The 14,788-nt window shown below is 69.6% G+C and carries 15 protein-coding genes; 8 read left to right on the forward strand and 7 right to left on the reverse strand.

Annotation, left to right across the window (positions count from 1 at the left end; translation table 11 throughout):
* Positions 1-210: 210 nt before the first annotated feature.
* Positions 211-2,271 (forward strand): restriction endonuclease, encoded by a 2,061-nt coding sequence (locus QF030_RS26545; RefSeq protein WP_307165113.1) that lies wholly within the window; start codon positions 211-213, stop codon positions 2,269-2,271.
* 517 nt (positions 2,272-2,788) lie between these two features.
* On the forward strand, positions 2,789-3,241 hold the full coding sequence (locus QF030_RS26550; RefSeq protein ID WP_307165114.1) for a DUF5707 domain-containing protein: 453 nt from the start codon (positions 2,789-2,791) through the stop codon (positions 3,239-3,241).
* A gap of 131 nt (positions 3,242-3,372) precedes the next feature.
* Here QF030_RS26550 and QF030_RS26555 read toward each other — a convergent pair whose 3' ends face one another.
* Both QF030_RS26555 and QF030_RS26560 read right to left on the reverse strand, forming a co-directional pair.
* Positions 3,373-4,473: an AI-2E family transporter gene (locus QF030_RS26555; RefSeq protein ID WP_373428919.1), complete on the reverse strand. Its 1,101-nt coding sequence runs from the start codon at positions 4,471-4,473 to the stop codon at positions 3,373-3,375.
* Between the two features lie 323 nt (positions 4,474-4,796).
* A complete protein-coding gene (locus QF030_RS26560) occupies positions 4,797-5,915 on the reverse strand; it encodes a hypothetical protein (RefSeq protein WP_307165116.1) in 1,119 nt (372 codons plus the stop codon).
* 153 nt (positions 5,916-6,068) lie between these two features.
* Here QF030_RS26560 and QF030_RS26565 point away from each other — a divergent pair, with 153 nt between their 5' ends.
* Positions 6,069-7,223, forward strand: a complete 1,155-nt coding sequence (locus QF030_RS26565) for a cystathionine gamma-synthase (RefSeq protein ID WP_307165117.1) — start codon at positions 6,069-6,071, stop codon at positions 7,221-7,223.
* A 21-nt stretch (positions 7,224-7,244) separates the two neighbouring features.
* On the opposite strand, the gene QF030_RS26570 is transcribed toward QF030_RS26565, so the two are convergent.
* From QF030_RS26570 to QF030_RS26580, 3 genes are all read right to left on the reverse strand, one after another.
* Positions 7,245-7,493: a hypothetical protein gene (locus QF030_RS26570; RefSeq protein ID WP_307165118.1), complete on the reverse strand. Its 249-nt coding sequence runs from the start codon at positions 7,491-7,493 to the stop codon at positions 7,245-7,247.
* Complete coding sequence (locus tag QF030_RS26575; RefSeq protein ID WP_307165119.1) at positions 7,490-8,002, reverse strand: sigma factor-like helix-turn-helix DNA-binding protein; 513 nt, start codon at positions 8,000-8,002, stop codon at positions 7,490-7,492. Before QF030_RS26575 ends, QF030_RS26570 begins: the two co-directional genes overlap by 4 nt.
* A gap of 133 nt (positions 8,003-8,135) precedes the next feature.
* Positions 8,136-8,645: a MarR family winged helix-turn-helix transcriptional regulator gene (locus tag QF030_RS26580; protein ID WP_307167706.1), complete on the reverse strand. Its 510-nt coding sequence runs from the start codon at positions 8,643-8,645 to the stop codon at positions 8,136-8,138.
* Between the two features lie 163 nt (positions 8,646-8,808).
* On the opposite strand from QF030_RS26580, the gene ilvA reads away from it, so the two are divergent.
* The 3 genes from ilvA (at position 8,809) to QF030_RS26595 (ending at position 12,243) form a co-directional block, all read left to right on the forward strand.
* Positions 8,809-10,038: a threonine ammonia-lyase gene (gene ilvA, locus QF030_RS26585; protein WP_307165120.1), complete on the forward strand. Its 1,230-nt coding sequence runs from the start codon at positions 8,809-8,811 to the stop codon at positions 10,036-10,038.
* A 313-nt stretch (positions 10,039-10,351) separates the two neighbouring features.
* Entirely contained in the window at positions 10,352-11,383 is a 1,032-nt protein-coding gene (locus QF030_RS26590) for an ATP-binding cassette domain-containing protein (RefSeq protein WP_307165121.1), read from the forward strand.
* Positions 11,380-12,243 carry an ABC transporter permease gene (locus QF030_RS26595; protein ID WP_307165122.1) on the forward strand — a complete coding sequence of 288 codons (864 nt, stop codon included), beginning with the start codon at positions 11,380-11,382 and terminating at the stop codon, positions 12,241-12,243. Before QF030_RS26590 ends, QF030_RS26595 begins: the two co-directional genes overlap by 4 nt.
* Before the next feature lie 78 nt (positions 12,244-12,321).
* Here QF030_RS26595 and greA read toward each other — a convergent pair whose 3' ends face one another.
* Positions 12,322-12,822, reverse strand: a complete 501-nt coding sequence (gene greA / locus QF030_RS26600; RefSeq protein WP_307165123.1) for a transcription elongation factor GreA — start codon at positions 12,820-12,822, stop codon at positions 12,322-12,324.
* 247 nt (positions 12,823-13,069) lie between these two features.
* A complete protein-coding gene (locus tag QF030_RS26605) occupies positions 13,070-13,471 on the reverse strand; it encodes a DUF4307 domain-containing protein (RefSeq protein ID WP_307165124.1) in 402 nt (133 codons plus the stop codon).
* 125 nt (positions 13,472-13,596) lie between these two features.
* Here QF030_RS26605 and mca point away from each other — a divergent pair, with 125 nt between their 5' ends.
* A complete protein-coding gene (gene mca, locus QF030_RS26610; protein WP_307167707.1) occupies positions 13,597-14,457 on the forward strand; it encodes a mycothiol conjugate amidase Mca in 861 nt (286 codons plus the stop codon).
* Positions 14,450-14,713, forward strand: a complete 264-nt coding sequence (locus QF030_RS26615; protein WP_307165125.1) for a hypothetical protein — start codon at positions 14,450-14,452, stop codon at positions 14,711-14,713. The genes mca and QF030_RS26615 overlap by 8 nt, the downstream gene beginning before the upstream one ends.
* The last annotated feature ends 75 nt before the right edge of the window (positions 14,714-14,788 follow it).

The raw sequence follows: 14,788 nt of genomic DNA on the forward strand, positions 1-14,788 counted from the left end.
GCTGAGGAATGCGCCGGTTCGAATGCTGCGCCCGCGAGGGCTTGGTTACCCTCCAGTCACGTTGACCTGCGGGGATGCCCGAGCGCACTACCTTTGACGAGTGGATATACGCGACGGCGATTGCTGGATAGAGTCGTCTCGTTACGGTTGGTTGCGGGGACAACCAAAGTACGTTCCGGCTGCCCCCGTCCTGGGGAGGGCCTGCAGCACATGAGTCGTCGCTCTACTGGTTCTGTCGGCGTCTGGGCTGAGATGCAACGGCAGCAGCAGCGTCAGCTGGAAGCTGAAGCCAGACGGCGGAGACAGCAGGAACAGCAAGCGCGGGCCTACCAGCGGCGAGCTGCCCAGAACCACCGTGAGTACCGGCAGGCGGAGGCTCTGAGGCGCACGGAGGAACTGGACGCGCAGGTTGGGTCGTTGCAAGGTCTTCTTGCCTCCGGCTGTCAGGCTCCAGCCTTCAGAGCTGCCTCTCTCATGCGAGCCGAGGATGTCCAGCCCTTCGCTCCGGGACCCTTGGCGCAGCCGGTGCCCATGCCGGATTTCAATCACTACCAGACGCAGAGCGGCTGGACTGCGAGTCGCAGGGCCCAGGCGCAGGCCGAAGCACGAGCGCGTTTCGAGCGTGACTGGCAGGCTGCCCAGGCCGCGGAGACTCAGCGGCAGCGACAACTGGCCTCGTACCAGAGGGAGTACCAGCAGTGGGTTGATGCCCAGTTGGCTGATGTACGGCGGCACAACGCCGGCGTCGGCGCGATAATTGAAGGCGTAAGGCGCCGGGATCCCGATTCCGTGATCGAGTACTTCTCTGCCGCTCTCTACGCCTCGACGGCATGGCCGGAAGGATTTCCACGGCAGGTGGCAGCCGCCTACGACCCGGCAGCACGGCAGTTGGTGCTGGACTGGGAGTTGCCCGCCTACGGCATCGTGCCGGAGGTGAAGGCCGTTCGGTACGTGTCCGGGGCCGACCAGGACAAGGAGACTCCTCGCCCGACAGGCCAGCGCCGGGCTCTGTACAGGGAGGTCCTGGCTCAGTGCATGCTGCTTGTTCTGCACCAGCTTTTCGGTGCGGATGAGCTTGGTGCGCTTGAGTCGGTGGCCTTGAACGGATTCGTCGATGGGCATGACCCTACGACGGGTCGACCGGGCCATATCTTCCTCGCAACCGTCATGGCCTCGCGCTCGTCGTTCCGTGACCTGCATCTGGCGCAGGTGGACGCGGGCAGTTGCCTGGCCGACGCACTGCGCGGGCAGCTCTCGGTGCGACCGGACCAACTCACGCCCGTGCGGCCGAGCCGACGGCCGCAAGAGGTCGGGAACCGCGTTGTCGCCCACGGCAGCGATGAGGAACCGGACCTGTTCGCGATGGATCCGATCGCCTTCGAGAATCTCGTTGCCGATCTCTTCCGTGCCATGGGGATGCAGGCGGTGACCACCCAGCGATCCAACGATGGCGGTGTGGACGTCGACGCGCTGGATCCGACGCCGATCCGAGGCGGCAAGATCGTCGTGCAGGTGAAGCGCTATCGCAGCACGGTGCCGCCCACCGCTGTGCGTGACTTGTACGGAACGGTTCAGGATGCCGGCGCCAACAAGGGCGTCCTCGTGACGACGTCGGGATTCGGCCCTGGCTCACACACATTCGCCAACGGCAAGCCGTTGGAACTCGTCTCGGGCGCTGAACTCGTCGATCTGCTGCACCGCCATGGACGGCGTGGGCGACTGGGAGAGGGCAGTCGGCAGGTCTCGGCACAGGCGAGGCCGTCCAGGGCAGAGTCCCGGCTGCCCGACGATTACAACGTCTTGGGTATGTCGTGGACCGGAAGCGTCGCCTTGGACGTGTGCGCTCTCGTCTGTCGTGGCAGTCAGGTGCTCAGCGACGATCATTTCGTCTTCTTCAACAATCCCCAGACGCCGGACGGCTCGGTGCGCGCGCTTCCCGCCAACGCACCTGACAAGGCCGCGATCTGTGTCTCGTTCGACGGGTTGCCCGACGAGGCCGACCGGTTCATGCTCGTGGCAGCCATCGACCCAGAGGTCAACCCGGACGCCGACCTCTCCGGCTTCACGGACGCCCGCATCCGCCTGCTCGACCCAGGACTCGCTGAGCTGGGACAACTTGAAGTCTCCGACGGCCGGCCCCATGAAACTGCCTTGGTACTCGGCTCCTTCCGCCGCCGGTCGAACGGGGACTGGGACTTCGTTCTGGGTGGCAAGGGCTATACGGGCGGCCTGGAGGAACTGGTGCAGGATTTCGGCATCGAGGTGGCGTAGAGCCCATCTGGGTCCAGAGCGGCTGCGCCGGACGAGGTCTGTGAACGCGGCTTGATGATCCACGCGTCACCCGGTCCTGCTCTCACCCGGCGGGGAAACGGCCGTCGCGTCCGGCGGGCAGGCCGACTTCCGGTGTACGGCGGCCGGTGAACCCGGACTCCGCGTAGGCCGGGACGGTCACGCGTCGGGGTTCCTCCATGGCGTACAGCGTGAGCGGGACCGGGCTGGGTCGGGCCGGGCTGGGCCGGTGCGGGGAGGCCACTGCTTCTCGACTGCCGTCCGCCGCGACGAACGGCGCGTGCCATGGCAGGTCGGCGGTTCTGCCACTGCGCCCGTACGCCTGTACCCCCGCACGCGGTCGAGATCCGTGAGATCGCCGCCGAACTCGGCGTCGTACCCACGCCGAGTTGAGTATGCGCGCTCATGCCCGGGAGGGACGTGCGCGGCGAGTATCGGTGAAGCGGCGCAGTCGAAGAGCGTCGGCCCCGTCCACTCGAAGTCAGTTGCGGAGAATCCCATGTCCCGTCGTATCGCCCTTTCCATTGCCGCCGGTGCAGTCGTCCTCGCCGGTGCCGGTGCCTTCGCTCTCGCCTACGCCGGGGAGCAGCCTCCGGCACTCGCGGACAGTACGGCCCGCTACACGGCTCCCGACGGCGACCGCGACGGCTCGTTGACCTTCGTCACCGACGTCACGGCGGGCTCCGGGGTGAAGAGCGTGAAGGTGCTGGCGTGGCCGCAGAACTCGTCCTTCGCCAAGGAGAAGCTGACCAAGAAGGACATGGCCGCCGCGGAGACGGCCGTCTGCACGTCCTCCGACGATGACACCGTGCGCTGCACCTACACCGTCAAGGTCACCGGTCCCGACGCCGAGTCGTCCCCGCGCGGAATCTGGCACATCGCCGTCCTGGCCACCGCGAAGGACGGCACCACCACCCTGAACCCCGAGGCGGCGGACTTCTCCGTCCGCTGAGCCGTGCGCACACGAGACGGAGCACGGTGGGCGGCCTGCGAGTGGGCTGTACGCGCGATCGACCGGAAGCGGAGCGTGTAGCCACGGCAGACACCGTCGCGCTGGGCCGTTGCACGGCGCAGAGGTGCGGTCTAGGACGGGGCGGTAGCGCCGGTGTCCGGCGCGTCGGTCTCCGGTGGGGTCGGTTCCCTGAGCTGCTCGCGCCCGTAGTTCCAGACCACCGCGATCAGCGCGGCGATCGGCACCGCGAGCAGACTGCCCACGACGCCGGCCAGGCTCCCGCCCAACGTCACCGCCAGCAGGATCACCGCAGCGTGGAGGCCGAGCCCACGACTTTGGATCATCGGCTGGAACACGTTTCCCTCGAGCTGCTGCACCACGACGATGATGGCCAGCACGATCAGCGCGTCCGTCAGGCCGTTGGAGACCAGCGCGATGAGAACCGCGACGAAACCGGCGAACAGGGCGCCGACGATCGGGACGAACGCGGAGACGAAGGTCAGCACCGCCAGCGGGAGCACCAGCGGTACCCCCACGATCCACAGGCCCAGGCCGATCAGGACGGCGTCGAGCAGGCCGACGGCCGCCTGAGAACGCACGAACGCTCCCAGGGTGTCCCAGCTGCGCGCGGCTACGGCCGGGACGTCGGTGGCGAGCCGACCGGGCAGCTGCTGGGCAAGCCACGGCAGGAACCGAGGGCCGTCCTTGAGGAAGAAGAACATCAGGAACAGGGCCAGGACGGCGGTGACCAAGCCGTTCACCACGGTGCTCACTCCCGTGACGACAGCGCCGACCATGCTGCCGAGGCCGTCCTGCGCGCGGGAGACCGCGGTGTCGAAGGCCTTGTTGATCTGGGCGTCACCGATGTTCAACGGCGGCCCGGCGGCCCACTCGCGCAACTTTTGGATGCCGTCGACCACGCCGTCGGTCAGGTCGCCGGACTGCGAGGCCACCGGTACCGCGATCAGCGCCACGACGCCCATGGCGACCAGGAGGAACAGCACGGTCACGACCGATGCGGCGAGGGCGGGCTGCCAGCCGCGACGACGCAGGAACCGGGTCGGTGGCCAGGTCAGCGTGGTCAGGAGCAGGCCGACCACGAGCGGCCAGACGACCGACCACATCCGCCCCAGGATCCACAGAGTCACCGCGAGCATCAGCAGAATGATCAGCAACTCGGCGGAGGCACGCGCCGTCGTGCGGAGCGCGGCGCGGGCTCTTGTAGGGCTCAACGAGACAGTCACGGGTGCACCCTATGGGTACGCAAGTCATACCGGAATCGCTGCTCACGGTGGACGGATCCCGGCGCACGAGCGACGCCGCGTCGGAGGCGAACTCCCGCCTCCGCGCGGGCTGCTCGGCTGCCGACTCCGGGGCACGCACGACGCCGTCGGGCAGGACACCCCCAGCGTCCCCGGGACGGACAGCCGCGCACACTGGTCGGCGGACACCCGCGCACACTGGCCGACGGATTCCGCAGCCCGCCCCGGATCCTCGGCCCGGCTGCTGTCTACCTCAGCTCCGACCCGGATCCTCGGCCCGGCTGCTGTCTGGCTCAGTGCGGCAGGGTTGCCGGGCTGCCGCCGTTCGCCTCGTAGCCCGCCACCGCCAGGGCCCGGTAGACGGCGAACTCACCGGCCGGGTCGGGGGAGAGGGTCCAGGGGAGGGCGCCCACATGGCCGTCCACGTGTATGAGCTGGCTCATCGCCTCCGACCAGCGCTCGGCGCGCACCAGGAAGAAGATCAGCAGATGACGGACGTGCGCCAGCATCGGGTCGTCGGGACGGGCCGCGTGCACCGCGAACAGCGCGCCGTGCATCGCCTTCGTCACGACCTCGCTCTGGTAGAAGCTGCTGACCAGGTTCACCTCGGGGAGGTGCTCGAAGACCGCGAACAGCGGCATGGCGGCGAGGAGGGAACCCTGGGGGGCTCTCGCGGCCGCCGCCTCCGCGAACGAGTTCGCCAGTTCGCGCGAGCCGTGCCACTTCTCGCACCAGTAGTGCAGAGCCGCCAGATGCGCGCCCATGTGCGCCGGGGCGCGGTCGAGGATCTTCAGCCAGACCTCTTCGAACTCCTTCTGCGTGTACTGGAGGCCGCGGGCCACCGACAACTCGACGATGTACGGGATCGGGTCACCGGGGGCGAGCAGCGCCGCCTGACCGCAGGCGTCCTTCGCCTCCTCCATGATGATCCGGAAGTCGTCCGTGCCCCGCGTCGACGTCCGCCACGCCTGCTGCACCAGGAACTCGGCGTGCACCGCCGCGCCGCCCGCGTCCTTCGGCGCCTCCGTGCGCCACACCCGCAGCCACTGTCCGCCCGGCGTCTCGCTGACCCCGCCCGGCCGCTGCTGGAGCTCCAGCGCCGCCGCGCCCGCGAAGGCCTGCACGCGCTGCCAGCGCAGCTCGCCGTCCGTCTCCGTGCCCGCCAGCAGCTGCTGCGCGGCCCGGTAGTCCTGTGTGTGCTGCACCACGTCCAGGACGTCCAGCAGGTCCTGGTCGGGGCCGGGCATACGGATGTCCAGTTCCTCCGTGCGCACGAACCCGTAGGTCTCGGGGTCCGCGGCGTCAGGGTGGCCCGCCGGGACCTGCTCGATCATGCCGCGCCTGCGCCGCAGGTACGGCAGCAGCACGAAGCCGACCATGAGCAGCGCCATCAGGACGAACAGAATCTCCATGTCTCAAGCGAACCAGACCGCGCCGACAATTGGCCAACCCGCCCCCGCACCTGTGGAAAAACCTCCGCGGCGGGCCGTCCGGCACGGTCGGCGTCCGCCCGCGGCCCGCCGCCGTCCCGCAGGAGGCCCGCGAGCGGACTACGCTCGGTGCTCATGAGCGACAGGCACATCAGTCAGCACTTCGAGACCCTCGCGATCCACGCGGGCAACACCGCCGATCCCCTCACCGGCGCGGTGGTCCCGCCGATCTACCAGGTCTCGACCTACAAGCAGGACGGCGTCGGCGGTCTGCGCGGCGGCTACGAGTACAGCCGCAGCGCCAACCCGACCAGGACCGCCCTGGAGGAGAACCTCGCCGCCCTCGAAGGCGGCCGCCGAGGTCTCGCGTTCGCTTCCGGACTGGCGGCCGAGGACTGCCTGTTGCGTACGCTGCTCAGCCCCGGTGACCACGTGGTGATCCCGAACGACGCCTACGGCGGCACGTTCCGGCTCTTCGCGAAGGTGGTCGCCCGCTGGGGTGTGCAGTGGTCGGTCGCCGACACCGGCGACGCCGCCGCCGTGCGGGCCGCGATCACCCCGAAGACCAAGGCGGTATGGGTGGAGACCCCCTCCAACCCGCTCCTCGGCATCACCGACATCGCCGCCGTCGCCCAGGTCGCCCGGGAGGCGGGCGCCCGTCTCGTCGTCGACAACACCTTCGCCACGCCGTACCTCCAGCAGCCCCTGGCACTCGGCGCGGACGTCGTGGTGCACTCCCTGACCAAGTACATGGGCGGGCACTCGGACGTCGTCGGCGGCGCGCTGGTCACCGGTGACGCGGAGCTGGGCGAGGAGCTGGCCTACCACCAGAACGCGATGGGCGCGGTCGCCGGGCCCTTCGACTCGTGGCTGGTGCTGCGCGGCGCCAAGACGCTGTCGGTGCGCATGGACCGGCACAGTGAGAACGCCACCAAGGTCGCCGACATGCTCACCCGGCACGCGCGCGTGACGAACGTGCTGTACCCGGGTCTGCCGGACCACCCCGGTCACGAGGTCGCGGCCAAGCAGATGCGGGCGTTCGGCGGCATGATCTCCTTCCAGGTCGCCGGGGGCGAGGAGGCGGCCGTCGAGGTGTGCAACCGCGCCAAGGTGTTCACCCTCGGCGAGTCGCTGGGCGGCGTCGAGTCCCTCATCGAGCACCCGGGCCGCATGACGCACGCGTCCGTGGTCGGCTCGGCGCTGGAGGTTCCCGGTGACCTCGTCCGGCTCTCCGTCGGCATCGAGAACATCGACGATCTCCTCGCCGACCTTCAGCAGGCTCTCGGCTAGGAACCGGCGGTCGGCCTCCGGTCACCAGCCGCTGACGGGTGGAGTCGTCTGAGACGGCGGCTCCACCCATGGCTGGGCCACCACCGCCCAGACGGTGAAGGCCACCGTGGCGGCGCACAGCAGCAGCCACAGCAGCCGCCGGGCGGCCGTCCGGCGGCGCAGTATCCGGCCGCCCCGGCGTACGACGTCCGCGTGGAGTTCCGGCGGCACGTGCGGCGCGGTCCGCTCCATGATCTGCCGTACGGCGGCCTCCCGCTCGGGCCGGTTCACGACGCCGCCGCCTTCGCCCGGCGCACGGCGGGCGCCGGACCCCGCGGCGGATGCAGAAGCGTCGCCGTCGCCCGGTCGCAGACCGTGCGGATCCGCTCGGTCGGCAGGCCGAGCAGCGCCGCCACCTGCTCTTCCGCGACACCCTCGTAGAGCCTCAGGACCAGGACGAGACGCTCCTGGGGGGTGAGCCGTGCCAGCGGGCCGACGGCGGGAAGCGGCCGGCCGCGGCCCAGCGGCAGGGCGGCGTACCGGTGCCAGGCGCCATGGGCGAAGCGGGTGGCCAGATACTCACGGGCCCGGTTGTAGGGGTCCTCGCCGTGCAGCCGGTCCCAGCAGGCGTACGTGTGTGCGAGTGCCTGGGTCAGCAGGCGCCGCGCGCGCGGGTTGTCGGCCGGGGCCTCCGCCGTGAGCAGTGTGGCGGCCTGCAGCAACCGCCCGCCCGCTCCGGCGACGAACGCCGCGAACTCCCGTGCCCGGCGCGCTTCCTGGGCCGTACGCCGCTCTCGCACACCGAGCCTCCCGCCTGACGGCGTCCCCCTGGAGGGCCATATGCCCCGGTCTCATATGAGGCCAGGGGCGGGCTTTCGGTCAAGAGTCGCGCACGGGCGCCCGGAAGTCGCCGCACGCGCGCGTGTCACCGGTTCAGGAAGCGGCCGACGACGGCTCCGCGCCCGGTACGCCCTGCGCCGTCATCCGGGTGGACAGCGCGGTGTTGAAACGGGTGAGGAGCTCGCAGAACGACTCGCGCTCCTCCGGCGCCCAGTCGTCCGTCAACTCGGCCATCAACTGGCGCCGCGAGGACCGTACTTCCTCCAGCCGGGACTGCCCGCGCGGGGACAGCTGGAGCACCACGGCCCGTCCGTCCTCGGGATGCGAGGTCCGCTTGACCAGGCCGGTGTCGACGAGCGGAGCCACCTGGCGGGTGACGGTGGACGAGTCGATGCCCATGCTCGCGGCGAGCGCCTTGACGCCCATCGGGCCTTCCTTGTCGAGGCGGTTGAGCAGCAGGTACGCGGCGCGGTCCATGGAGTTGCGCACCTGCCCGACGCCGCCGAGCCGGGTCTGTTCGGCACGGCGGGCGAACACCGCGACCTCGTGCTGCAAGGTGTCGAGAAGACCGGTGTCACCGACGGTCGTCATGTCCATCGACATTTCAGGTGTTGTGGGCATGGCCGGGGGCTCACTTCATGAAGGGGCTGCTGGAATGGGGGACAGAGTACGCGGCTGGAAGGCGGGTCGTACCGACGCTGCGGAAACCGGTCTCGGAGGTTGGTCACAGCGGTCGTGGGCGCCTGTGAACTGCGATGCTGGAGTCATGAGCTACCGCACGGCTGACTCCTTGCGTTCCGTCACCCTCGACGATGTGCGCGGGGCCCAGAAGATGCTGTCGGGCGTGGCACGGGTGACCGCGATGGAGGGCAGCAGGCACCTGTCCCAGCTGGTGGGGGCGCCGGTGCACTTCAAGTGCGAGAACCTCCAGCGGACCGGCTCGTTCAAGTTGCGCGGCGCGTACGTCCGCATTGCCGGGCTGCTGCCCGAGGAGCGGGCCGCCGGGGTGGTCGCGGCCAGCGCGGGCAACCACGCGCAGGGCGTGGCGCTGGCCTCGGCGCTGCTGGGGGTGCGCTCCACGGTGTTCATGCCCCAGGGCGCCCCGCTGCCGAAGATCAGCGCCACCCGTGAGTACGGCGCCGAGGTGCGCCTGCACGGTCAGGTCGTCGACGAGACGCTGGCCGCGGCGCAGGAGTACGCGGCCGGGACGGGGGCGGTGTTCATCCACCCCTTCGACCACCCCGACGTCATCGCGGGCCAGGGCACGGTCGGCCTGGAGATCCTGGAGCAGTGCCCGGATGTCCGCACGATCGTCGTCGGGATCGGCGGCGGCGGGCTGGCGGCGGGCATCGCGGTCGCGGTGAAGGCGCTGCGGCCGGACGTGCGGATCGTCGGCGTACAGGCGGCCGGGGCCGCGGCCTACCCGCCCTCGCTGGCGGCCGGGCGGCCGGTGTCGATCCGCACCCCGGCGACGATGGCCGACGGCATCAAGGTCGGCAGGCCCGGCGACGTTCCGTTCTCCCTCGTCGGCGATCTGGTCGACGAGGTGCGCACGGTGACGGAGGACGAGCTGGCCGCGGCGCTGCTGCTGTGCCTGGAGCGGGCCAAGCTGGTCGTGGAGCCGGCCGGGGCGAGCCCGGTGGCCGCGCTGCTCAGCGCGCCGGACGCCTTCGAGGGCCCGGTGGTGGCGGTCCTGTCCGGCGGCAACGTCGACCCGGTGCTGATGGAACGCGTCCTGCGGCACGGCATGGCGGCGCAGGGCCGCTACCTGGCCGTACGCCTGCGGCTCACGGACCGGCCGGGCGCCCTCGCCGCGCTTCTGGGGGCGTTGTCAGTGGTCGACGCTAACGTCTTGGACGTGAGCCATCTGCGGACCGACCCCCGGCTCGGGCTGACCGAGGCGGAGGTCGAGCTGCACCTGGAGACGAAGGGGCCGGAGCACTGCGCCGAGGTCGGCCGAGCCCTGCGCGAGGCGGGTTACACCGTCATCGACTGAAGCGGCGGCATCGTCCGAATTCGATGCCCTGCTGGTCGTGCTGGTCGTGCTGGTCCTGCTGGGACCAACGGCGATCCTTGGGACCCCGTCGGGGCCCGCGCGGAGCTTGCTGCGCGGCCGGCTTCGCGTCAGCTTCGAACAGGCTGTGGAGCCGGCTCGAAAACCCTTCGTCACTCGTTCGAGAAAGACCGTTGTGAGACGCGATACATCGCGTTATGGTGTGTCTCGCGCCGCTCCCCCCACCCCTCATCGGGCGGAACGAAAAGTACAAACCTAGGCTTTCCGACGAATCCTCAATGACGTGGAGACTGATATGCCAGGTGCCATCTACGCCGAAGGCCTGGTGAAGACCTTCGGCGACGTAAAGGCTCTGGACGGCGTGGACCTGGACGTCCCCGAGGGCACGGTCCTGGGCCTGCTCGGGCCGAACGGAGCGGGCAAGACCACCACGGTCCGCTGCCTGACCACGCTCCTGCGCCCCGACCGCGGCCGTGCCGTGGTCGCCGGCCTCGACGTGCTCAAGCACCCCAACGAGGTCCGCCGCTCCATCGGCCTGTCCGGCCAGTTCGCGGCGGTCGACGAATACCTCACCGGCCGCGAGAACCTCCAGATGGTCGGCCGGCTCTACCAGATGAAGGCGGGCGCGGCGAAGGCCCGGGCCGCCGAGCTGCTCGAGCAGTTCGGCCTCACGGAAGCCGCCGACCGCACCGCCAAGACCTACTCCGGAGGCATGCGCCGCCGCCTCGACCTGGCCGCGGCACTGGTCGTCTCACCGCCCGTGATGTTCATGGACGAGCCGACGACCGGCCTCGACCCGCGCAACCGCCAGATGCTGTGGGAGGTCATCAAGCGCCTCGTCTCCGGTGGCACGACGCTGCTGCTCACCACGCAGTACCTCGAAGAGGCCGACCATCTCGCGCACGACATCGCGGTGGTCGACCACGGCCGGGTGATCGCCCGCGGCACCTCCGACCAGCTCAAGGCGCGCACCGGCGGAGAGCGCGTGGAGGTCGTGGTGCACGACCGCGAACACATCGCCACGGCGTCGGAGGTACTGGCCGGCTTCGGCAAGGGCGAGACCACCGTCGAGCAGCACACCCGCAAGCTCACCGTGCCCGTCGCCGGCGGCGCCAAGCTCCTCGCCGAAGTCATCCGCGAGCTCGACAGCCGCGGCATCGAGATCGACGACATCGGCCTGCGCCGCCCCACCCTCGACGACGTCTTCCTGTCCCTGACGGGGCACGTCGCCGAGAGCAAGGCCGAGGAGAGCGAAGAGGACCGTCGGACCGACCAGCGCGGTCAGAGCGGAAAGAGCGGAAAGAGCGAGAAGGAGACCGTCAAGTGAGTGCCGTCACCGACGCCGTGCGCGGCGCGGCGCCCAAGCCCGCCCATCCGCTGGGACAGTCCGTCCGCGACTCCCTGGTCATCGCGAAACGCAACCTGATCCGGATGTCCCGCATCCCGGAGATGGTCATCTTCGGGCTCATCCAGCCGATCATGTTCGTGGTGCTGTTCACCTACGTGTTCGGCGGGTCCATGCAGATCGGCGGCAGCACGAGCGCCACCGACTACACGAACTTCCTGATGGCGGGCATCTTCGCGCAGACCGTCACCTTCGCCACCGCCGGAGCCGGCGCGGGCATCGCCGACGACATGCACAAGGGCCTCATCGACCGCTTCCGCTCCCTGCCCATGGCACGCGGTGCGGTGCTCACCGGCCGCACCCTCGCCGACCTGGTGCAGACGGCGCTCACCCTGCTGGTCCTGGCGGTGGTCGCCCTCCTGGTCGGCTGGCGGGTCGGTTCCGACGGCAGTACGAACGCCGCCCGGGTGCTGGCCGCCTTCGGGCTGCTGCTCCTGCTCGGCTACGCGTTCACCTGGATCGGCGCCCTGATCGGACTGAGTGTCCGCACCCCGGAGGCGGCCACCTCCGGCGGACTGATCTGGCTCTTCCCGGTGACCTTCATCTCCAACGCGTTCGTGGACACCGGCAACATGACGCCGTGGCTGCGTCACATCGCCGAGTGGAACCCGTTCAGTGCCACCGTCCAGGCCTGCCGGGTGCTGTTCGCCAACCCGGGGCAGTCGACGTCCGACGCCTGGCCCATGCAGCACCCGGTCTGGGCCTCGCTGATCTACTCGGTGCTCATCGTCCTGATCTTCCGGACGCTGGCGGTCCGCAAGTACCGCTCGGCAACGGCCTGAGCGTCCCGGGGCATGACGAAGCCCCCGGCGGCATGGGCGCCGGGGGCCGGTCACAGCGGGGGTGACGGGCAGGGCCGGTCAGGCGCTGTAGGCCTCGGCCTTGAGAATGCGAACGGAGGCCTTCTTGCCGTTGGGCAGCTCGTACTGGGCGTCCTCGCCGACCTTGTGGCCGATCACGCCGGTGCCCAGCGGGGACTGCGGCGAGTAGGTCTCGATGTCCGAGCTCGCGTACTCGCGCGAGGCGAGCAGGAACGTCATGGTGTCGTCCTCGTCGCCGTCGAAGGCGATCGTCACGACCATGCCGGGCGCCACCGCGCCGTCCGCGGACGCCGGGGTCTCGCCGACCTTGGCGTTGTCGAGAAGCTGGGTCAGCTGGCGCACACGGAGCTCCTGCTTGCCCTGCTCCTCCTTGGCCGCGTGGTACCCGCCGTTCTCACGAAGGTCCCCCTCCTCGCGCGCGGCCGCGATCTTGGCGGCGATCTCCGTGCGCGCAGGACCAGTAAGGTACTCAAGCTCGACCTTGAGCTTGTTGTACGCCTCCTGGGTCAGCCAGGTGACGGACTCGCTGGTCTGGGTCACAGGTGCTCCTCGTCGGTACCGGGAATACAAGCATCGCCCTACCAAAAGCATGTTCCTCAGGTGATGGGCGAAACCACGAGCCTAACAATTCAGTGGCCGAAGGGGGAGGACATAAGCCATCAGAATTACGTCGGCCCAGGTCAGCGTGTACGTATTGCAGCGGATGCCGCCCGCCCGGCGACTCCGGCGGACCCACCGGCCCCGACCCCGGCCCGGACCCCGGCTTCAGCTCCGGCGTCGGGCGGCGTCAGTCGGCGTGACAGCCGAGCAGCTCCGCCGTCGTGCCCTTCGCCGTCGTACGCAGCGTGACCGTCCTGTCGATGCGCGTGTCCGAACCGGAGAAGCGGAAGTCCGCCCGGCCCACCTCGGCGCCGTTGGCCGCCTGCGAGCGCACCGTGCAGTAGCCGCTCGCACCCGAGTCCTTGCGGACCTCCAGGTGGAGCTGTACCGCCGCGTCCGAGGTCGCCTCGAAGGTGATCACTTCGGCGCTGATCTTGTTCTGGCCGACGTAGTGGTAGGCGAAGTAACCGACCAGGGCGAGCAGGAGAGCGCCCAGCACGGCGCCGGTGATCCTGAGCTTGTGGTCGGTCCGCGCGTCCGAGGAACGGCCGTAGCGGCCCTCGGGCAGCCGCGTGCTCGCCGTACTCATGATCGTCCTCCCGGCACGGAATTATTCGCCTTCCGATTCGGTCACTATAGAAGCCTGCGATCGCGCCGGTTCACACCGGGCGCCGACTTACCGAGGATTGAGTCTTGACTGACCAGCTGCGACTGATGGCCGTCCACGCCCACCCCGACGACGAGTCGAGCAAGGGCGCGGCCACCATGGCGAAGTACGTGTCCGAGGGGGTGGACGTGCTGGTGGTGACCTGCACGGGCGGGGAGCGCGGCTCCATCCTCAATCCCAAGCTTCAGGGTGACAAGTACATCGAGGAGCACATCCACGAGGTACGCAAGAAGGAGATGGACGAGGCCCGCGAGATCCTCGGTGTCAAGCAGGAGTGGCTCGGCTTCATCGACTCGGGCCTGCCCGAGGGCGACCCGCTGCCGCCGCTGCCCGACGGCTGCTTCGCCCTGGAGGACGTCGACAAGGCGGCCGGCGAACTGGTGAAGCAGATCCGCTCCTTCCGTCCCCAGGTGATCACCACCTACGACGAGAACGGCGGCTATCCGCACCCCGACCACATCATGACCCACAAGATCTCGATGGTGGCGTTCGAGGGCGCGGACGACGCCGTCAAGTACCCCGAGTCCGAGTTCGGGCCCGTGTACCGGCCGTCGAAGCTGTACTACAACCAGGGCTTCAACCGCCCGCGTACCGAGGCGCTGCACCACGCGATGCTCGACCGCGGTCTGGAGTCGCCCTACGGGGACTGGCTCAAGCGCTGGGACGAGTTCGGCCAGAAGGAGCGCACGCTCACGACGCACGTTCCGTGCGCCGACTTCTACGAGATCCGCGACAAGGCGCTGATCGCGCACGCCACGCAGATCGACCCCGACGGCGGCTGGTTCCGGGTGCCGATGGAGGTCCAGAAGGAGGTCTGGCCGACGGAGGAGTACGAGCTGGCGAAGTCCCGCGTCGATACCTCCCTCCCCGAGGACGACCTCTTTGCGGGCATCCGCGACAATGCCTGACATGAGCGCAAGCGTGAGCCTGGCAATGACGCACCTCGTCCCCCTCGCCAAGGAGGTCGACGAGAACAAGGTCACCCCCGGCGTCCTCGGCTTCATCGTCTTCGCGGCGATGGCCGTGGCCGTGTGGGGCCTGATGAAGTCCATGAGCAAGCACATGGGCAAGGTCGACTTCAAGGAGCCGGGGGACCCGGAGCAGTCCTCCCCCGCCGCCACGACGAAGGCGGCCGCGACGGGGGAGCCTTCCTCGACGACGTGAGACGAGCGCGTGCCGGGGGGTGTGGGACGAGCCGCTGAGCGAGCGGACCGGCGTGCCACCGTGCGGACCGCCGCG

The organism is Streptomyces rishiriensis (assembly GCF_030815485.1).
In the GTDB taxonomy this organism is placed as follows: Bacteria; Actinomycetota; Actinomycetes; order Streptomycetales; family Streptomycetaceae; genus Streptomyces; species Streptomyces rishiriensis_A.